11 protein-coding genes are annotated in these 21,136 nt (G+C 46.6%); 10 read left to right on the top strand and 1 reads right to left on the bottom strand.

The genetic code is table 11. The annotated features are described in order from the left end of the window. Positions 1 to 121: 121 nt before the first annotated feature. From EYO12_02545 to EYO12_02515, 7 genes are all read left to right on the top strand, one after another. Positions 122 to 7,492, top strand: a complete 7,371-nt coding sequence (locus EYO12_02545; GenBank protein HIA91973.1) for a hypothetical protein — start codon at positions 122 to 124, stop codon at positions 7,490 to 7,492. 81 nt (positions 7,493 to 7,573) lie between these two features. After that, complete coding sequence (locus EYO12_02540; GenBank protein ID HIA91972.1) at positions 7,574 to 8,353, top strand: hypothetical protein; 780 nt, start codon at positions 7,574 to 7,576, stop codon at positions 8,351 to 8,353. Between the two features lie 4 nt (positions 8,354 to 8,357). Continuing rightward, the gene (locus EYO12_02535; protein HIA91971.1) at positions 8,358 to 9,926 is read left to right on the top strand and encodes a type II/IV secretion system protein; all 1,569 of its coding nucleotides are present in this window, start codon (positions 8,358 to 8,360) and stop codon (positions 9,924 to 9,926) included. 229 nt (positions 9,927 to 10,155) lie between these two features. After that, positions 10,156 to 11,406, top strand: coding sequence for a tRNA-specific 2-thiouridylase (locus tag EYO12_02530; protein ID HIA91970.1), 1,251 nt, complete (start codon positions 10,156 to 10,158; stop codon positions 11,404 to 11,406). A gap of 21 nt (positions 11,407 to 11,427) precedes the next feature. Continuing rightward, positions 11,428 to 12,612 (top strand): PQQ-dependent sugar dehydrogenase, encoded by a 1,185-nt coding sequence (locus EYO12_02525; protein HIA91969.1) that lies wholly within the window; start codon positions 11,428 to 11,430, stop codon positions 12,610 to 12,612. A gap of 53 nt (positions 12,613 to 12,665) precedes the next feature. Continuing rightward, complete coding sequence (locus EYO12_02520; GenBank protein ID HIA91968.1) at positions 12,666 to 14,546, top strand: alanine--tRNA ligase; 1,881 nt, start codon at positions 12,666 to 12,668, stop codon at positions 14,544 to 14,546. Next, positions 14,543 to 14,971 carry a hypothetical protein gene (locus EYO12_02515; protein ID HIA91967.1) on the top strand — a complete coding sequence of 143 codons (429 nt, stop codon included), beginning with the start codon at positions 14,543 to 14,545 and terminating at the stop codon, positions 14,969 to 14,971. The genes EYO12_02520 and EYO12_02515 overlap by 4 nt, the downstream gene beginning before the upstream one ends. Here the strand turns inward: EYO12_02515 and EYO12_02510 are convergent. Next, on the bottom strand, positions 14,958 to 17,567 hold the full coding sequence (locus tag EYO12_02510) for a hypothetical protein (GenBank protein ID HIA91966.1): 2,610 nt from the start codon (positions 17,565 to 17,567) through the stop codon (positions 14,958 to 14,960). The two genes, EYO12_02515 and EYO12_02510, sit on opposite strands and share 14 nt — an antisense overlap. Positions 17,568 to 17,675: 108 nt before the next feature. On the opposite strand from EYO12_02510, the gene EYO12_02505 reads away from it, so the two are divergent. Genes EYO12_02505 through ruvX form a run of 3 tightly spaced genes read left to right on the top strand, consistent with a single transcriptional unit; the run spans position 17,676 to position 21,133 of the window. After that, a complete protein-coding gene (locus tag EYO12_02505; protein ID HIA91965.1) occupies positions 17,676 to 18,944 on the top strand; it encodes a hypothetical protein in 1,269 nt (422 codons plus the stop codon). Continuing rightward, the gene (locus tag EYO12_02500) at positions 18,945 to 20,762 is read left to right on the top strand and encodes a hypothetical protein (GenBank protein ID HIA91964.1); all 1,818 of its coding nucleotides are present in this window, start codon (positions 18,945 to 18,947) and stop codon (positions 20,760 to 20,762) included. Continuing rightward, positions 20,759 to 21,133 (top strand): Holliday junction resolvase RuvX, encoded by a 375-nt coding sequence (gene ruvX, locus EYO12_02495; GenBank protein HIA91963.1) that lies wholly within the window; start codon positions 20,759 to 20,761, stop codon positions 21,131 to 21,133. The genes EYO12_02500 and ruvX overlap by 4 nt, the downstream gene beginning before the upstream one ends. The last annotated feature ends 3 nt before the right edge of the window (positions 21,134 to 21,136 follow it).

Raw genomic sequence — 21,136 nt, 5'->3', positions numbered from 1 at the left:
AACAGTTCTAACAATAGCGCCCTTTGTTAGGACTATCCTTGCCCCGTCTTTACTGTTTACGACTACTGTAAATTTTGGTAAACTAACGATAAGCATTTAACAACAGAAACGTAGTAAAAAAATGCGGGGATCGGGAGTAGTAAAAAAATTAAAAGAGAGGGTTTTATATAAACTTTCTCGTTTAAAAAAAGTTCGTCCAATTGATGTGTACGATTGGGTGGTTTTTGCATTTGTTCGGTCGTACAGATACGTCCGAAAATTCTATAATTTTGACTTTAAAGAATTTAAAAGAAGATCACTAAAACAGAATACCGTTTTTGTGGGGCTAAATGTAGTGTTTGCGTTGTTTGTTGCCTTAACTATATTAGTGTCACTGTTCATGGCTCCAAAAAGCATACGTCTTAGCGAACAGGCCGAGGCTCTTTTGCCAGAACAAAAATCTTCGCTTAATAGCTATATTGCCTACGAGCCAGAAACCAGCAGCTACGAATACAATGAAAGCTATACCGCCGACCAAGGCGATGGCCTTAGTAGCTCCAGTTATGGCATACCTCGTATAAAAGCTAGTATTAAAAGCGACACCAGTGGCGTAGTTTCTGTTACCGACCCCTATACCTCTCAAACAGTTTCGCTCATCCCCAATTTTGAAATTAATGAGGGTGCACGCGACGGCAACAGAATTTTATATGACATCGAAAATGTTGACGGTCATTTGGTTTACACCACTGCTACCATTGGCATTAAAGAAGACATAATTTTAAACAGCCACCCGTCTGATAATATTGAATTTTCGTACCAACTAGACACACCAGAAGGCCTAGAAGCGCGACTTGAAAGTGATGGGTCGATTGGAATTTACGGCGTAAACCCTGCGTTGCTTGGTGACGTAGCCGCTGAAACTGAAGATGACCAACAGCTATTAGAGGATGCCCGAAAAAACGGTGAAAAAAATCAAATCATTTTTACCATACCAGCACCTTTTATTGTTGAGACTGGTAAGAGCCACACTAACACTCAGTCTCATTTTGACTTAGATGGCGACATTATCACACTTAAGTCTAGTGGTTTAAAAGACGCCAACTATCCATTAACGATTGACCCAAGTATTTACGTTGAAACCGCTGCCAAGCTAATGCGCGGTAATAACGAAACTAATATCGATTTTGACGTTAGCAACGAATTAATTCAGAAAGCCTTTACCACTGGAGCGCGAATCGACACTTGGGATAGTACTATGGCTCTGAATGAAAGCCGGTTCGATGGCGGAACCGCTGTCGCTGGTGGCTATGTGTACCAGATAGGCGGCGTGAATAGTTCAGGCACGCCAACTACAACCGAATATACAACTGCAGGCAATGACACCTTTAATGTGCCAGCTGGCGTATCTACGATTACTGTTAAAGCTTGGGGAGCTGGCGGTGGTGGCGGTGGTGGTGGTGATGTTAGTGATGGTGGAGACGGCGGCGGTGGCGGATATTCAACAACAACACTTACAGTTACACCGTCTGAAACCTTAAACGTAGTTGTGGGTGGTGCTGGTCAAGAAGGAGACTTTAGTAGTGGTGGTAGTGGTTCGCTGTCTGGTGACGGCGGCGGTGGTGGTGGACATTCAGAGGTTAATCGAAGTAGCACTCCGCTAATTATAGCTGCTGGCGGCGGTGGTGGCGGTGGTGGTGATAACTCATCTTCTGTAGATGGCGGGGATGGCGGTCCGGGTGGCGGCGCTGATGGTGTTGATGGTAGCAATGGTGACAGTTCGAGTGACGCCGGCGGCGGTGGTGGAGGCACAACCAGTGCCGGCGGCAGCGGTGGTACGGGCGGCAACAACTCTGGCTCTTCTGGTGGCTCGGAGACTGGTGGCGATGGCGCAGATGGTCGCAGCGGCAATGGTGCTGACGGCGGCAAAAATAACGGCGGTACCAATAACGGCGGTGACGGTGGTGACGGTGACGCAAATGCTAATGGCTACGGGGCTGGCGGCGGCGGCGGGTCTGGATACTACGGCGGCGGTGGCGGGTCTGGTTCGAGCGCTGGTGATGCCGGCGGTGGTGGCGGTGGTGGTGGATCAAACTATACAACCGGCAGCAGTGATTCTACAGAAGGCGGTACCGGTTCGACACCCGCAAACTCTTCTGACCCTGACCGAGGTTCTGCTGGTCAAGGCGGTACGGGTGGAGCTACGAGCTCAAGTGGAACAGCCGGTACTGACGGCAAAGTGCTTATTACCTATTATTCAAGTGTTACCAATTCCTACGAAAGTTCTGTCTATTGGGCGAGCATAAATGACACTACCGGCGAACTGGAAAGTCCAAATCCAGGGGCTGGGGTATGTACGGACTGGTGCACAGACGCTGATTACGATTTACCAGATGAACGACGTGGTTTTAGCATGGTTGCTTACAATGGCTTTTTATATGTAATTGGTGGCGAAGATGACACTGGCACTCGTCAATCTACGGTGTATATTTCTAAGCTTGGTGCAAATGGCGAACCAAGCTTATGGCATCCAACTGATCCAGATAAGGCTAACTGGGTATATTGGTATCAGGACACCTCCTTGCCGACAGAACTGAGCTATAGCTCGGCAGTAGCCTACAATAACCGGCTATATATTCTTGGCGGTCAAACAAATGCCTCGCCGGGAGGAATAAGTACAGTACGCTATGCTGACTTCGAACCAACAGGCACCTTGGGTACAATTACAACTACTGGTATGAACGCGCTGCCGACGGCCCGTGAAGGACTATCTGCAGAAGTGTATAACGGCTTTCTGTATGTGTTAGGTGGTAATCAAAACGGCACGCTGCTGGACACTGTTCATTACGTAAAACTCGCTGATGATGGAACTATGGCCGGCAGTTGGGTGCAGACGAATGGATTCACTACTGGTCGGTCCACAGCTGGTGGCAAGAACACTACAATTTTTGGAGCGTACATTTATTTGATGGGTGGCTGTACGTCGCTGAGTGGCAGTAATTGCCAGTCGGTCGGAACAGAGGTGCAGCTAGCGAGTATCAACGCCGACGGTAGTTTGAACGAATGGAGCGCCATCAGCACCATAACAAATGACCGCATAGGCTATGGGCTTCATGCTTGGAGTAATAATATTTATAGAGTCGGCGGCTGTAGTTTGCCGAATGACACGAGTGGCGAATGTAATTTGTCGTTAAGTTCAGTTGATAAGGCAGTCATTAATCCTCCGGGCGAGGTGTCAACTGTGCGAGTTACCGATGCCGATGGTGTTGGGTCGTGTTCTGGCGGAACGCCGCAAGACTGTGACCTTCCGCCGACGGGCGATGGCTCTGGCCAGGGCGGTCAGATGCTGAATGTGACCACTATTTTGAACGGCTATTTATATGTCATTGGTGGCTGTACTAACTTTGCCTGTACGGGGGCGAGCGGCAATGTATCCTACACTCAAGTTGGGAGCGACGGGTCGTTAAACGAACCAGCGGTTTGTCCTCATACCCGGGTAGGGGCATGGTGCGTTGACAGTTCAAATCGTGTAAATGGAACCAGCGGAGTTGCGGCTGCGGGTGTTACAACCTTCAATAATCGTATTTATGTTGTAGGAGGCTTAGATGGAGGTGGTAATAATACCGACATATACTACAACGACGTTAATGATGACGGCAGTCTTAACGGGGGTTGGAGCAGTAACGACTTAACAAGTATTGGCGCCGAGGATGTAGCGTATGTCTATGCGTTTTCTCGCGCTAATCCTAATAATGCTGGGTCGGTTCCGGGTAATCTGTATATTCTTGGCGGCTGTGAGGCGACGAGTGGCGCTGGTTGTTCTGCGAGTGGTGGCGATCGATACTCAACCCGAACATATAAATGCAATATTGCTACCTCGGGGGCGGTGAGTGGTTGTACAACATCGGGGCAATTACAAATTGACTCAGACCCAGCAGCCGGTGGCAATCAAGGCATCGGCGCTCATACTGGTACGCTATATGCTAACAGGCTATATCTTATTGGCGGTCTTGACGAAAACAACGGAGACCGAGACGAAACAATATCTGCCCAGATTGATGATAGCAATAATATTGTGGCCATAAGTGGTGGTATATGGAACGAAGAACCGAACCTACTAAGTACCCCCCGCCGCCGCGGTAGCGGTTTTGGCTACAACGGACACTTATACGCTGTTGGTGGATTCGACGCAGGTTCTGGAACCTTGCCATTTATTGAATGGGCTAAAATTGACGTGAGCGACGGCAGCATAGATCCCTATACGACATCTAACATTGAGATTACGCAACGTTGGGGTTTGAGTATGACGGTATCAAATTCATACGCCTACGTTATTGGTGGTTGTGATAATGGTGCAAGCCCAGGTGGTTGTTCGAGTTTTGAGCCATCGATCCAAACCTTTCAGTTATATAACAACGACTCTGGCGCGCCAGCGAACTATACAGAATCGACGGGAGATTTTGAGACTCTTAACAGCCGAATAGGCTCTACCGCAACCATTTTAGACGGAAAAATATATGTAGCTGGTGGCGAAAATAGTGGCACAGCCACAAATAATGTCCAGTTTGCGACACTAGCGGCTGACGGAACTATTGGCCCGTGGGCTGACACCACAGCAGCGCTTCCTGCAGCTCGGGCCTATGGACAGCTAGAAACCGCTGGTGGTTCGTTATATTACATTGGTGGTGAAGACACCGCTGGCGACGAAAAAGCCGAGGTCTATTACGCAACCCCTACCTCCAGCGCTGCTACGCCGGACACAATACGTACTACACAGTATAAAATTGCAGGTGGTGAATTTACGGGGACAACCTACACCCTCTCGTTGGAGCAAGACCTTGAGTCTGATTATTTTGTGATGGTCGCTGGTGGCGATGATTCAGGTAATACCAGTGGACCAGACCACTCACAAGTGCGGGTAGACGGCGATCCATTTGGCGATCTGACGGCCACAACAAGTAGCGACGAAATTCGCTTAGAAAAAGGCAGCGGTGCCGAGGATTGGGTTGGTTCTGTCACCGTCGTTGAATGTGTTAGTAGTTGTACAACTGATGGTTTTGAGTTAAGCGAGGTGTTAGACGTGTCGCTGGCCAATGGTAACTTATTAACTGACACCACCCTAGCATCTGCTCATAACAGCCGAACGGTACCCTTTGGTGGTTATCTTGGCGGTGGGTTGAGTACGTCAGAATCAAACCAAAATAACTTCAGCCCCACAGCTGGCGTGCGTATTAGCAAAAATAGTACTAACCAAATTAGAATTGAACGAGACAGTAGTGCCGGCACCGCCGCAGCAGCCGATGTGACAGTCTATGTGGTGGAGTGGGGGAGTAACTGGACGGTTCAAGAAGTTGATTTTGACAACTGGAATGCTGGTGGTGCAGGGGCAGACGCAACCAGTGAATACACAACCCAGTCTATTACATCGACCACCCGCGATAACACCTGGCTGTGGAAGTCTCCCGGTACATCAGAGCAAAATGGTTTAGGTGATGGTTCGTTTGGTAAGATTCTAACTTTAGGTGATGGTGTTAATGAAAATACTTCAGAAACAACCGTAGCCCTTGGTTCACACCATTCAGCTGGTGCTGATGTACGTGATGACACAGTCTATGTCATGGCCCACTCGAACATAGCTACTGACTACCAGTTTGTGAGCCAAGCAAATTATGGAACCAGCTTTAGCCAATCAGTCGACAATGCCATTGTCAGCGAGAATGTGTCGACGGCTGGTAATATAACAACTTCGGAAGGCTATCGAGTCCCGTTGTTTTACTACTCAGACAGTGGTACAGGAACAGCCTATTCGCGTACAGCGGGCTGGAGTCATTATCATGATTCGTCAAACTCTATCAGCATGAACAAAAGCTACAGCGGCAATAACCAAGAAGGCTGGGTGCAGTCGGTGGACTTTGGTAACTTTGCCGGCAACGGCGGTGGTCCGGGTGACGTTACGACTTGGGCGACGGCAACCAATGGACTACCTGGTGACAGAACGCGCCATGGCGCCACGGTTTGGGACGACCGTCTGTTTGTAACTGGCGGCCTTGATGATTCAAACTCAGAAACAAATACCATCTACATTTCGCCGCAACTTAGTAGTGGCGGAAACATTACCACTGCTTGGAGCTCTGACACCGACCAGTTTGACGTGGCGCGGAGTGGCGCAACTGCCATTGCCTACGCCAACAACCTGTATGTAATTGGCGGTAATGACGGGACTAATTACTTGAGCGACGTGCAGTTCACGCAAATAAACAGCGACGGTACGCTTGACCCGTGGACTTTTAGTACTAACTTGCCGCGGCAAGTTAGCGATGCAGAGGGTTTTGCTGTTAATGGATTTATGTATATTGTTGGCGGTCGATCGGCTACTAGCACATGCACCAACAATACCTACGTCGCACCAATGAGTGCTAATACAACAATTGCTACGGGCAACAATCCAACTGGTATTGGTGAGTGGTATCAAACAAACATTGAATTTACTGGCGACAGATATTCTTCAGCGGTGGCTTATGCAGACGGCAAGGTGTACGTATCTGGCGGTGGGTGTGGCAGTGAATTGACCTCAACCCAGCATTATTACGGTAGCGTTCGCTCGCAACCACAAGTTGCACGCTACTCGCGTTTAATTGACACCGATACTGACGTATTCCCAACTAAATGGCTGTTAAACGGACTCGATAACTCAATCGGTTCACGTTGGGAAGTTGCCTATCGGTCTTCGACGGATGCAGCGAACTCTTGGGGTGTTGATACTGATTTCGGTGAAGCTACCCTTGGTCAACCAGAATCATATCTACCGCTTGACGGCGCTGGGTCTAACACTAACTTTGCTCGGTACTTTTATTTTACAATCGAGATAGATAGTTCAAGAACCTATGGCTATCCAGACGACATTGCTCGTGGTCCAACTATTGACGACTTGTCGCTATTCTTTACGTCAGACCCAAGCAAGCGCCTGCGGCATGGTAAAACCTTTACTGGTGGTGAAAAGCAACCGCTCGATACTCCATTCACTACCAATGAAGTCAGCGATCCATTTAGTGGTAGCACATTCACGACTGATTCATCGGGCAATGTCTCTTGGACTAGTGCATCTAATGTAGATGATTCAGACGATTCGTATGCCACGGCGATATTTGCCACTGTCGGCACAACTGACTATCTGCGCGGAACAGATTTTGGATTTAATATCCCAACCTCTGCCGATATAACTGGCATACGTGTCGGCATTGAGGCGTCTGACACTGCCGACAGCGGCAATGTGTCGATCGATAGCGTTCGCATGATCAAGGGCGGCACACCAGCATCATCAAATCCAGGAGCAACATTAACTGATGTTGACCAGATGGTCTGGATAGGTGACAGCACTGAATTGTGGGGGACGACCTGGACACCTGACGACATTAATTCATCAAGCTTTGGTGCAGAATTTAGGCTATTTAACCTAACAGGTATAAATACTGGTCGAGCAGATCATATGGTCATTGAGGTTTACTATGACATTTAAAAAATTGAACAGTACCAGCCAACCAGCTTCGGTGCGATGGTGCTTGTGTTAAAATAAAACCATACTGAACGAGAGAAAAACATGGCGGTAGATAAACAACAAATTAAGGCACTGCGCTGGCTGTATGCTGACGAAAAAGCTTTTAAAAAAGCTGTACGCCAGCTGGTTGTAAAAGACCTAAAAGACAGTGGTGACGCCGACAAATTAAAGCAGTTTTATAAAGCTAAGGCTAAATTAACTACCAAGGAACTTAGAGCTCAGGCCAAAGACCTAAAAAATTTTGTGCCGAAAACTCAACTAAAAAAACTAACAGACTGGATTGTATTAAAATTTGAGGCTAAGCACCTTGGCTATATCGCTGGAGCGGCTTTAGTCGTCTATTTAGGGGTTGCTTACGGACCGCTTACTGGATCGTCTAGTCAAGAGCTAACGCCGGAAATTTCTTCAACCTCCGACACAGCAGCCACAACTGGCTCGGCTGCTGCGGCCACTGCGCAGCCGACCGATTACTTATTGCCAGCCACTGCTGAAGTTACCGAAGAAAACATTCGTTTTGATCCTGACAAAGGGGTGTCTAGTTTTGTCGATTCCATTGGCGGAGTCGGCGTAACTGTTAGCATGCAGTCACTGCCAAGCGATTTTTTAGGTGACCCCGATACAAACGTAAAAGACTTAGCTGAAGGTTTTGCAGCCACAGAAAAAATTAGTGTAGGCGAAGATGTGCACGCCTACCGAGGGGTGTCAGTTTTAGATGGCATTGAGACGGTTATATTTACAAAAAATAAACTACTGGTGTTTATTCAGTCTGCTGATCAGCTTGACCTTGACCAATTGAGCGGCTATATTGCAGCCTTGAATTAAGCTTATGAATCAGTACCAACGAGACCAAGAAGAAGACCAAGTAGAGCGCTTAGCCTATAGAATAGGCGCGCGGTATAGCGATGCCCGTAGCTTACCTGAACCAGAGGTAAATGAAGATTTACTACCGTATACCGAGATAAAGGAGAACAAAGTAATTCCACTCGGCCGTACAAATTTTGGGGTTAGCTTGGCATTTAGCGAGCGGACGCCGCAGACCTATTTACGCGCTTTAAAGCAGCGGTACATCAACGAAAACCTGGATCTACGAATGATTTCTCAAACTGGATTTGCAGAGATGTTTAGTCGTTTCAAGCAAGTCTATGAGCCAGAAATTGACCCACTTAAAGATTTAAATCAGTCATTAATGAAGGTCGAAGGCAAGAAACGGCTGGAGTTTTTGGTGACCAAAGCTTTTCGGGCTCATGCCAGTGACGTTCATATAGAACCAGAAGACGATTTTGCCCGCATACGGTTTAGAATTGACGGACGGCTGCAGCCTGTCGACAAAATCGATGCCCTAGCTTACCGCAGCATTCTTGGTGATATTAAAATTAAGGGCGACACCAATGTGATGAGTGAGTATGGCCAGACTGGTCACATAAGCACTGATGTGGAGGATGAAAACGGCCAGACCAAAACACTTAATATTCGTATTGAAATTATTCCAGCAGTCGGTGGTGACGACATTGTTTTACGGTTGTTTACCATCGAAGAAGAATATTTAAACCTTGAAAATTTGGGTATGCTGCCGCACCAGCAAGCGGTCGTGGACTCGATCGTCGCACAACCGCATGGTTTGTTGCTGTCTGTTGGTCCAACCGGGTCGGGTAAAACATCAACGCTGTATTCGATCCTAAATCAACTACGCAGCGACAATAACAAAATCGTTACCTTAGAAGACCCGGTGGAGTATGAGTTACGGGGGGTTACGCAGATTCCTGTCGACAGCTCGCGCGGTGACTCCTTTGCTGGGCGTTTGCGCAGCGTGGTCCGAGAAGACCCAGACATTATTATGGTCGGCGAAATTCGTGATCCAGACACCGCAGCGACCGCACTGCAAGCCTCGTTAACTGGCCATTTCGTGGTGTCAACCTTCCATGCTAATTCGGCAGCCGCCGCAGTAAGTCGTTTAACCGATATGATTGGTCGAAATTCAATGCTGGCGTCAGCTATTCGGTTGGTTATGGCTCAACGATTGGTGCGCAGAGTCTGCGATGCTTGTAAACAGCCGCGAAAACCAAATGAGGCAGAGTTAAAAGAGTTATTTGGCTATATGCAAACTGTACCAGACGCCATTAAAGGCAAAGCTATGCACGAACCACGGCTCTATACCGCCCATGGCTGCGCTACCTGTAATAATATTGGCTACAAGGGCAGGGTAGTGGTGGCTGAACAAATGCAAGTCGACGAGCTCATGGCAGATTTTATTGTAAAACAAGCCGGTTCAGCCCTTGATATTCATAACTTTGCAGTAGAGAAGGGCATGATAACTATTGTGCAAGACGGACTACTAAAAGCATTACTCGGCCAGACAACGCTCGATGAAGTGTATCGAGTTCTCGGCCGTCCTTAGTCCCTGCCACTCATCTAAGCAAAAACCCTATAAACCCAAACACATAGCTAGGCATTTACTATGCGTAGACCGATACAACCCCAGGCATATACCCATATAAAACATGTAACTAAACATCAACGTTACAGTCCGCAGCCGTCATCTATCGCTAAAACTGATTTAAAACAGTTTTAAATCAGTTTTAGTGCAAGAGCTTTTGGGTAGCGGTTGGGTGAGGAGAGGGAGAGGTATGGACGAGAAATATAGGTGGGTGTTTTGTGCTACACTCATCTCTGTTATGAAAACAGTATTCGTCGGTTTAAGTGGCGGTGTAGATTCATCAGTTAGCGCTGCATTATTAAAAGAGCAGGGCTACGACGTGGTTGGCGTTTTTATGAAAAACTGGGCTCAAGATATTGGCGGCTGGGAATGCCCGTGGCGGGACGACTACCAAGACGCTAAGCGGGTAGCGGTGCAGCTGGGTATTCCATTTGAAATGTTTGATTTCCAGAATGATTACCGCGAAAAGGTGGTGGACTACATGCTCGACACCTACAAGCGCGGCGAAACTCCAAATCCAGATGTAATGTGTAATCAAGAGATTAAATTTAGATTATATTTTGATACGGCTATGGAGCAAGGGGCTGATTTGATTGCAACCGGACACTATGCCCGCTCTCTTCCTCTGAGCGTCGTGTCTGCCAACACGGCACAGCCGGCTGCGCCACACGACTCATCGCGAACTACTTCTTCAGATTCTGCTGTACTCAGTCAGAGTGCTAATTTGCACACTTCCTTGCGTGCATCAAATCTTCATCGTATTTCATCGATGTCAGAGAAAGAGAGTGCATCCGGAACACATGGTCTTTTTAAGGCTCGTGATGATTTTAAGGATCAAACATACTTTTTATACCGAGTAGAGCAAGTTGCCTTGCAAAAGACGTTGTTTCCTCTTGGCGACATGCTTAAAACTGACGTAAAAGCCGAAGCTAAAAAACGTGGCTTAGTAACCGCCGGCAAAAAAGAAAGCATGGGTATTTGTTTTGTCGGCAAGGTCGGAATAAAAGATTTTTTGAAAGAATTCGTAGAAACCAACCCCGGTCCAATAGTTGACCAAAACGGAAACGAAATTGGGCAGCACGATGGTGCAATTTTCTACACTATTGGCCAGCGGTCTGGCCTTGGAGTTGGCGGTGGCTTGCCATATTACGTCACCCATAAAGACATGTCGACAAATACCGTTTATGTGACCAGTGACATTACAGACCAAAAGTTATGGTCAAATACAATACAACTTACCAGCCAACACTGGATTAACAACCAACCACAACCAGATAAAACCTACCAAGTTCGCTACCGTCACCAAGGAGAGTTGATCGATTGCAGCTATGCAAATGACTCAATAACACTAAACAAAGACGTTAAAGCCTTGAGCCCAGGACAATCGGCAGTTGTGTACGACGGCGACGTATGTCTTGGTGGTGGAATCATATCCGCATAGCAGACTGCTATAATTAAGCTTATGAGAAAGCTCATAGCCTATATTTTTGTAGCCGCAACTGTTGTAGCCGGAGTTGCCAGCTTTACCTACCTTGTAAATGAGAATGTGGTTGAGGCACCTGAGCCAAATCTTGCGACCAAAGAAAATATTTCAGTTTTAGCCAATGGCACCTTGCCGGAATTTAGTCGAATAACCTTGGTTGATAACTTGACCAAACCGTGGGATGTAGCGGTGTCGGCAGCAGGGGAGGTTTTCTTTACCGAAAAAGGCGGCACAATATCGCGGTTAGTGAATGGTAAGCGAAAGGTAATCGCAGCTCCGCTGGATGCGCGAGTTGAAGGTGAGGCAGGCATGATGGGACTGGCGCTTGACTCAGACTTTGAGACTAACAGATTTTTATATGCCTGCTTTGCTTCAAACAGTGACAGCCAGCCGGACGTACGCGTTGTTCGATGGCAGGTAGCTCAAGACGCAAATAGTTTAATTGATCGCACCGACATAATTACTGGGATTCCGTATAATTTATCAACCTTCCCGGGGCGACATAGTGGCTGTAGAGTTCGGGTTGATACCGGTGGTGTTGTGTGGGTTGGCACCGGCGATGCCGCTATTGGTACCACTCCACAAAACCCGCGAAGTTTAGGCGGAAAGGTATTGCGCGTCGACAGAGACGGCAGCGGTATTGAAGGAAATATAGGCGGCGAGTTTGATGAGCGAATTTTTAGCTTTGGCCACCGGAATGTTCAAGGACTTGCCCTTGGCGGCGATGGATTTGGTTATAGCGCCGAGCACGGCAGCGATGTTGACGACGAACTAAACATGTTAGCGACAGGCAATTTTGGCTGGGACCCGGTACCTGGCTACACAGAGTCTGGCACTCCTATGACTGATCTCGATAGCTACCCTAACGCTATTGAGGCTGTATGGTTGTCTGGCGACCCTACTATTGCTGTAAGTGGAGCAGAATTTATTGAAGGTGAGCAGTGGGGCTTGTTGAATGGCGCGGTGCTGCTGGCAGTTCAAAAAGACCAGCATGTTCGGGCCTTATTATTTAACGATGACGCAAGGAGTGTGGCTCAAGAATTTGAAGTCCTTGATGACATTGGTCGGGTGCGGTCTGTTGTGCAGGCGCCAAACCAAGATATTTACATAACCACCGACAACGGTGGTGGTAGTGATCAAATAATTCGATTAAGCATAAAATAAAACAACACAGAGGGTCATTTTTTCAAAGGGTGTAATCTGTTACAATTCCCTCCATGACTGCACAAGAAATTAGACGAAAATATTTGGAGTTTTTTAAGCAACGTGGCCATACAGTGATTCCACGGGCTAATTTAGTGCCACATGAAGATGCCACGACACTGTTTACTGGCAGCGGCATGCAACCATTGGTTCCCTACCTATTAGGTGAGGAACACCCAAGTGGTACCAAGTTGGTAGACAGCCAAACCTGTTTGCGCGCAGAAGACATCGACGAAGTTGGCGACGACAGCCATACTACCTTTTTTGAAATGCTCGGCAACTGGTCGTTGGGTGAATACTTTAAAAAAGAGCAGATTGAATGGATAAGTGAATTCTTTTTTGACGAGATTGGCCTTGATATTAATCGCTTTTACGTCAGCTGTTACATAGGTAATGAAAAGCTGGGTATACCCCGCGACGATGAAGCAATAGAGTTGTGGAAAGCAGAATTTGCCAAACGCGGCATAGACGCAAAAGTTGTAGAGATTGGCAGTGCCGAAAACGGCGACAAAGTTGGCATGCAGGGTGGCCGAATATTCTTATACGACGGAAACGAAAACTGGTGGAGTCGTGGTGGCAACGAAGAAAATACGCCTATTGGTGACCCATGCGGCCCAGACAGCGAAATGTTTTTTGATTTTGGCGAGCAATATCACGACGAATCAGTATGGGGTAAACCGCACCCAGCCAGTGATAGCCAACGGTTTTTTGAACTGGGTAATAATGTTTTTATGGCTTACCGTAAAACCAAAGACGGCGTAGAGCCACTTGCCAACAAAAATATCGATCATGGTTCTGGATTGGAACGGATTACTGCAGCGGTATTAGACAATCCTGATGTATTTGAAATAAGTCTACTTAAGCCGATTATTGAGCAGATCGAAAAAATGTCTGGTAGAACCTATAGCGATAACAAACAGCCAATGCGGGTTATTGCTGACCACTTGCGAGCTGCTACCTGGCTTGCGGTGGATGGAACCATGCCAAGTAACAACGAACAAGGCTATGTGGTTCGACGTTTGTGTAGACGAGCAATTCGCTTTGCCTTGGAGCTTGGCATAGAGCGAGATCTTATGCAGAACATACTGCCGACGGTGTTTGAGGTTTACGAAGCAGACTTTAGCGAATTCACCGATAGAAAAGACGCGGTTCTAGCTGGGCTCACGAAAGAAGAAACTACGTTTCGGCAGACCCTTCGCAAAGGTGTGAAAGAGCTAAAAAAACTAAGTACAGATGGTTTTAACGGCGAAGTAGCATTTAAGTTGTATGACACCTATGGTTTTCCTGTGGAGTTGAGTCTTGAAGAAGCCCAAAATCAGGAAATTGAAGTAGCAGAAAACTGGCAGAAAGAATTTGAGCAACTAATGAAAGAGCAAAAAGACCGGTCTCGCACAGCCACTAAAGGCCAGTTCAAAGGTGGGCTTGGCGGTGATGATGTAATTCATAAAAAATATCACACCGCTACGCACTTAACATACCGTGCGCTGCGCGAAGTATTGGGTGATCATGTTTTGCAACGAGGCAGCAACATCACCGGTGAGCGCATGCGATTTGATTTTGAGCACCCAGAAAAAATGACCCCTGAACAGATTAAACAAGTCGAAGACTTTGTGAACGAAAAAATTGCCATGGATTTAGACGTTAGTTTTGAAGAGCTGCCAACCGACGAAGCAATCGCACAGGGCGCATACGGAGCATTTGGCGACAAATATGGCGACACTGTTAAGGTGTATTCAATGAAAGACCAATCAGGAAAAGCCTATAGTTTTGAAATTTGCGGCGGTCCACATGTAGAACATACGGGGCAGCTAGCAGAAGACGGTAAGGTATTTAAAATTACTAAAGAGCAGAGTTCGTCTGCTGGGGTGCGGAGAATAAAAGCAGTCCTACGATGAGTGTTGAGGCCATAGCTTCTGGTCAACCACGAGAGGTTACTGAATATCTTGAGCATGAACTCAGCGACGGGGGGCTGAGCGTGTTTAGATCCAGAGCGGTAGTTCCTGAAGTAATTAAACTCATGGGCAACGCAGGTGTATTGGCTGTGCAAAAAAGAGGTACTGTGGAGATAGGGAATATATCGTTTTATGATCATCAACATGTCTGGGCAGAAACAGAAGATGGCGTGGTTATTGACCCGTGTTTTCCAGCGTTCTCTAAAGAATTTGTCGTAGCACTAGGGTTGTATGTTGGATCTTATGCAAATAGAAGTAACTTACATATAGTTTCTTCAACAAAAAGTCTTGATACAAGAGTACTGGGACCACAGACTACCGCTCGATATTACCCAGAAAAAACAAGTTCTACTACTAGGGTAATATAATCCGGCGGATAAAGAGCCCAACAACACCGAGTGTTATTGGTACAGCTGTGAAGCTAATAATAATCGGTGGGGTTAGCTCTATACCAAGAAAGGTGGCTGGTTCTTCTGGTTCTACATTTTGTTGATTAGGTGATGGTGACGGACTGTTATTGAATGGTTGGTCCACAGGTGTAGCTGGCGTGGTTTCGTCTTGGAGTTCGCTGGCATCAGATTGGTCGGCTTCTGTTTCGTCTGTATTTTCTGATTCGTCATCGCTATTGGTTGGCTGGTCACTGCTTGTGTCGCCACTGTTGTTATTAGAATCTTGTTCCTCGTCGTCGCCTGCAGTTACGTTGGCGATTTGTACAGTAATTGCGTCAACGCTTGAATTGCCAGAACTGTCATAAGCCGTAGCAGTTAGGGTGTAATTGATGTTGTTGTAGTTAGCTGGATTCAAGCTGGCAGAATACGGAGCAGTCGTGTCTGAGGCTAGAAGCGAACCATTTATTGTAAACTCAACCCGGTCTACAGCCACATCGTCACTGGCATTAGCTGTTATAGACGTAGTCGTGGTTAGTTTGGCGTTATTGTTGGGGCTGGTGATGCTGACGGTCGGATCGGTAGTGTCGGCATTCGCAATCGTCATAGATATAGAGTCGGTCGTACTGTTACCTAAACTGTCAAAGACTTCGGCCTGGAGTGGGTAGCTGCCGTCTGCATACAACGTGGTGTTTAGGTCGAATGAGTATGGCGCCGCGGTGTCTGTAGCAATCAAGCTGCCGTCGAAAGTGAACTCTACTCGGTCGATTTGAAAATCGTCATCGGCAGTTGCACTAACCGTAACAGTGTCTGTTACGGTTGAGCCATTTGCAGGTGAACTAATGGCAACAGTTGGATTAGTGTTTACAGGTCCATAGGTAGACGGCGTAAATGGACTTAGGCAGCTAGCCGGTAAACTTGGGCTTTGAAGGTCTGAGTCTAGGTTGGTGCTATTAGCATCAAAGCCACCGTATTCTTCGGTGTTCGTTTGCCATTCGACAAAATTATAAAAATTTAGGGGGTTGGAAGAATCTGGCTCGGTGTTGTATCTAAACAGCCAGTCGTCATCACTAGAGCCTGCCCCAGCCCCGCCCTCGTCGGTGTAATAAACATTATTATCTATGGTGTAGGTTGTTGGTTGTCCGGTAGCTATAGAGGTTTGATTAGTCCGCAGGTGAATCAACCAGTAGTCATTAACTGCGCCAATTTCGTTGTTCTGAATATTGAGCTTATCAACTTCGTAATATGGTTCACCAGGGTCTCTTGAGCCGTTGCCATTTAAATCGTCGTAGCGACCGTTATTAAGCAATTCGCTGTGCATAAGAATGCCCCACTTATTGCCATCAATAAGGTTGTCCCTAATAACAATTTCACCGCTGTCACCGTCGGAGCTACTAATAAATACTCCAGCTCCGTTGTCGCCTATAGCACCGACACCGTTATTAAGGGACTGGTTACAGGTTATTAAAGCTGGGCCATAAGAGATTTCGTAGAATATGCCTTGTTCTTCGTTGTCTTCAACCAGGTTCGATTCGATGACTGCATTGTAGTTATTGATGTCATACCAAATGCCAGGGCCAGCGTTGTCGTGCACCCAGTTGTTTTCAACTGTCATGCCGTCGGTAAGGCTAAATTTCATAGCGCCACCCTCCCAGCCCCAGCTAAAATCAAGCACGAGGTTTTCGAACACGTTATTATTACGCATTGTCATCGGCATGGCACCTTCGTCACTTTCACCGCTGCCACAGACTCCAATTTGTCCATTATTGTGAATAGAGCTATTTTCTAACAAGCCGCCGTTAACAATTCGAATACCGCAGCCGTGGTTATAGCGGCTTTCAACATTACGAATTTGCCAGCTATCACTTCCGTTTCCGGCTGGTCCATACGACTGAGCTCCAATAGCACCGAATTGCGCTGGGTTGGCGTATTTTTCGATAACTAGGTTGTCAACAACCACGTCATCTGGGAACTCTGAAGCATCGGCGTACTCCCACCAAACAGGGGCGATTGCAGTATCTTCAACGCTGGTTTCAATCAGGCTAAAGCTAGAAGGATCATCATAAAGGTATATTCGGTCAGCGGCATAATCAAAGTACCATTCACCGCTTTGGTCTAAATTAGCAAGCGAGTCGACTTGGGTCAGCCACGTAGTGTTGTCGACAAAAACGTCTTCAGGATAGCGGTCCATGGGATTACCGCCGCTTTTTATGCTTCCATGCTGCATGCCAGCTTGGGTTTGACCCGTCCAATACCATGGGCCAGAACCCACACCGGAGGTATCTATGGCAGCAACAGGGTCTAATACCCGCGCCCCGGACAGTACAGCCCCATAGTCTCCAATAAATTGTTGGCCACTTTTAGGAGTAACAGAAGTCTCGTAGTGGATGCCGGCTTCGATACAAAACACCGTATTCTCTGGGTTTGCATCTGCCAAGGCATCTAAATCATCACTGGTAGTAACAACGACGTCACAACTAACCACCGAATGACCGGTGTTATTAAAGGTGTGAGCTAGGCCCAGTACAGACACAGCAATAAACGCAGATGTAAAAAAAAGTGTTTTAATGTTTGGCATTTTTTGTTTTTTAGTAACAGGCTTATTCTAGCATTGCTTGTTGGGGTACGTAAAAGGTTTTTTGTTGCTAGCTCCTAAACGAAATAAGCGTTACAATTAAATCCGTATATGCTTAATAAAGTTAAATCTGTTGTTGGTAAAAAAACCGAAGATACACACGAATACATCGTTGCCTTAGACGTCGGTACTGAGTTTGTGAAAGCTCTTATTGGTAAAGTCGAAGACGACCGCATTGAGGTAGTTGGTGTTGGTCGACAGCACCAAAAACTTAGCGACATGCATAGTGGAGCGATTGCCGATATTGCTGGAGTTGTAGAAAACTGCGAAAAAGCCCTACAAAAAGCCGAAGATATGGCCGAGGCTAGTCCGCGTAGTGCGGTGCTGGGTCTTGCTGGTGAGCTTGTTAAAGGTGGCACCACTACTATTAAATACCGGCGAAAAGATGCTAAGACTGCCCTAGAAATTGAAGAACTTGAAGGCATAATGCAAAAAATCCGTGACCGAGCAGCAGCGCGGACTCGGGCCCAACTCGCGTGGGAATCTGGCAATAAAGAGTTAGAAATCCGTTTAGTCAACAGTGCGTTGGTAAATGTAAACGTCGATGGTTATAAAGTGACCAACCCGATTGGGTTTCAAGGCGGCGATGTTGCCATTCAGTTGTTCACGGCCTTTGCCCCGATGGTTCATATTGGGGCTTTAGAACGAGTGTCTGACGAGCTTGATCTTGCATTATTGTCGCTCAGTGCTGAGCCGTATGCTGTGGCCCGATCAGTAACTAAGTCCGAAGCAGACAACAACTTTAGCGCGATTTTAATTGATGTCGGTGGCGGCACTACAGACATTGCCGTGGTAAACGACGGCGGCGTTGAGGGTACAAAAATGTTTGGGATCGGTGGACGGAGCTTTACTAATGCCATCGCCCACGAATTTGACATAGATTTTGAAAAAGCCGAAGCCATGAAGCTGCGCAGTAACCAGGTAGAAGAAAAATCTAAAACCGCTAACAGAGTCAACGAAGCGCTCGAACAAGTGTTGGATGTGTGGATTGACGGCGTGGTGCTGGCATTAAGTGAATTTGATAGTTTAGATCATTTACCACCGCGAGTACTGCTTTGTGGTGGTGGAGCCGGGCTCAAACCTCTGTTGAAGCGGCTCAATAGCCAAGATTGGCACAATGACCTGCCGTTTACGCGCCAACCTGTGGTAAAGCTTATTAATCCAGATGAAGTTACTGATGTTGTTGATGCAACTGGGCAAGTAAAAGACCACACCATGATTACGGCTATGGGATTACTGAAAATCGGGTATGATACTTTGCAGACCACAGACACTAATCAGACGTGGCGCGACAAATTAAATGCACTGTTAAGGGTTTAAATGAAAGATGTAATTTATCTCGATATTGAAGACGACATTACTTCTGCGATTTCTAAGTTTAAGAAGTCAAAGAGTAAGATTGTTGCCCTTGTGCCACCTAAACGTTCCAGTATGCTGGCCAGTGTCGTTAACTTAAAGCTCCTTAAAAAAGCCAGTGAAACTAATAAGAAGCAACTTGTACTTATAACTACCGATGAAACATTGCGTAATCTAGCGGGTGGCTTGGGCGTATATGTTGCTAAAAATCTAACAACTCAACCAGAGGTTCCGGCGACTACAAATAGCGTTGACCTTCCAAGTGATGTGATTGAGGCCAGTGAAGTTGAAGTGTCAAAAGAAGTGATACAAGAAAAAACTGTTTCAACTAGCGAAAAAGCCAGTACTGCAGCACCTAAGAAAACAGCGAAAAACAGAGCAACTGACCAACAAGATGACGAAGAGGTTGAACAAATAGACGAAGCCGACACAGAAACAACTGAAAAACTGTCTTTGAAAGAGAAATTTAAAAAACTCAAGCCAATTAAAAAAGAGAAACAACTGCCTAATTTTGAGCAATTCAGAAAACGAGTGATTTTAGGATTATTGGCGATTGTATTGATTTTTGGCGGCGGCGCGTGGGCTGTAAATAACGTACCTGAAGCGCAGGTTAGCCTTCGCGGTCAAACCAGCTCAATAATCTTGGACGAAGAAGTTCGCTTTTCTACTAGTGTTAGTGAAATTGATCTAACCTCAAACATAATTCCAGCTCAGCGTAAGTCGGTAGAAGCCACTCAAGAAGTAAGCGCACCAACAACTGGAGAAAAAAACATAGGCGAGCAGGCTACCGGTGAAATCACTATCGAAAACTGCATGCAGTCTAATTCGTTCACTTTGTCTGCAGGTACACGCATTCAACATTCATCTGGCTTAATATATAAAACTACTAAAAAAGTAACGGTGCCTGGTGGTGATTTTGACGTAGTCTTTTTTAGTGCTACCTGCGACGAGCCAGGAACAGCTTCTGTCGAGGTTATTGCCGAACAAGCCGGCGACAACTACAACATCGCCGGAACTTCTAGCAATGATTTTGATGGTGACCCGTACACAATTGTCAATTTCTCCACCGACCAAAACGACAATCTCCTTATAAATGGTGACGCTATGAGCGGTGGAACTAACGATATTATTCGCACCGTCACCGAAGACGACATACAAACAGCCCGCGACAAATTAACAGATGACGACATAAGCGAACTTACCAATGAACTTTCAACTCAGTTTGAAGGTGATGTTGTGCTGCTGGAAAAAACGATCTCTACCGATAATGAAAACGATGTTGTATCGCATAATCCTGGCGACGAGGCCGACAACGTCACAATTAAGCGAACGGCAGTTTATTCGGTGTATGCCGTTGAACGGTCGGTGTACGAAGAATTTTTAAGCAATAAAGTCACGGTTAAGTTAAGCGAGCAACAAACAGTGGTTGATACTGGAATTGATTCTGTTATTTACGCACTCCTTGATGTCTCTACAGAGGTCGCAAGTATGCAAATAAAAGTTACGGCCACTGCTGGGCCAAATATAGACATTCCGTCCCTTCAAGAACAACTTAAAGGACTGGGCTACACCGAGGCAATTAGCTATGCCGAAGGCTTGGACGGAATTTTAAAAGCCGAAATTGAGTTGTCACCGTTCTGGGCGTCAGGCATGCCAAAACGTGCTGACAAAATAAACATAGCTATTGAAATAGTTGGCTTAGAGGATGATCAAACAGATACAGATGAGGCTGAGCAGGATGAATCCTCTTCTGACGCAGAAACCGAGAACCCCACCGAGTGAACATATTAGGGATTGACCACGGGCTAAAACATATTGGGCTGGCTATTGCTCGCAGTGGAGTAAAAATCGCCTATCCACTGAGTACGATCGACAATGACGATGAAACGGTCACAAAACTACAAAAAATTATTGATGAGGAAAAAATCTCGACAGTTGTCTTGGGGTTGCCGCGGAATTTAAGCGCTGAAGACACCGATCAAACTAAGGTTGTGCGTGACTTTCAGCGAGTATTGGAAAAGCATTCAATTCAGACCGTTTTCCAGGACGAAACCAGCTCGACCGAAAGAGCTTACGCCAAGGGCGCGACAAAAGCCGACAAAGACGCGTGGGCAGCGGCTATAATACTGCAAGATTATTTAGAAAGAGCCTAGGAG

Source organism: Candidatus Saccharibacteria bacterium (assembly GCA_012965045.1).
Lineage (GTDB): Bacteria > Patescibacteriota > Saccharimonadia > Saccharimonadales > DTSZ01 > DTSZ01.
This window is presented reverse-complemented; position numbering and strand designations above follow the sequence as displayed.

Coding starts and splice junctions, on each gene's coding strand:
- EYO12_02530 (HIA91970.1), top strand. CDS start 10,156: ATGGACGAGAAATATAGGTGGGTGTTTTGTGCTACACTCATCTCTGTT.
- EYO12_02515 (HIA91967.1), top strand. CDS start 14,543: ATGAGTGTTGAGGCCATAGCTTCTGGTCAACCACGAGAGGTTACTGAA.
- EYO12_02535 (HIA91971.1), top strand. CDS start 8,358: ATGAATCAGTACCAACGAGACCAAGAAGAAGACCAAGTAGAGCGCTTA.
- EYO12_02525 (HIA91969.1), top strand. CDS start 11,428: ATGAGAAAGCTCATAGCCTATATTTTTGTAGCCGCAACTGTTGTAGCC.
- EYO12_02505 (HIA91965.1), top strand. CDS start 17,676: ATGCTTAATAAAGTTAAATCTGTTGTTGGTAAAAAAACCGAAGATACA.
- EYO12_02500 (HIA91964.1), top strand. CDS start 18,945: ATGAAAGATGTAATTTATCTCGATATTGAAGACGACATTACTTCTGCG.
- EYO12_02545 (HIA91973.1), top strand. CDS start 122: ATGCGGGGATCGGGAGTAGTAAAAAAATTAAAAGAGAGGGTTTTATAT.
- EYO12_02510 (HIA91966.1), bottom strand. CDS start 17,567: ATGCCAAACATTAAAACACTTTTTTTTACATCTGCGTTTATTGCTGTG.
- EYO12_02540 (HIA91972.1), top strand. CDS start 7,574: ATGGCGGTAGATAAACAACAAATTAAGGCACTGCGCTGGCTGTATGCT.
- EYO12_02520 (HIA91968.1), top strand. CDS start 12,666: ATGACTGCACAAGAAATTAGACGAAAATATTTGGAGTTTTTTAAGCAA.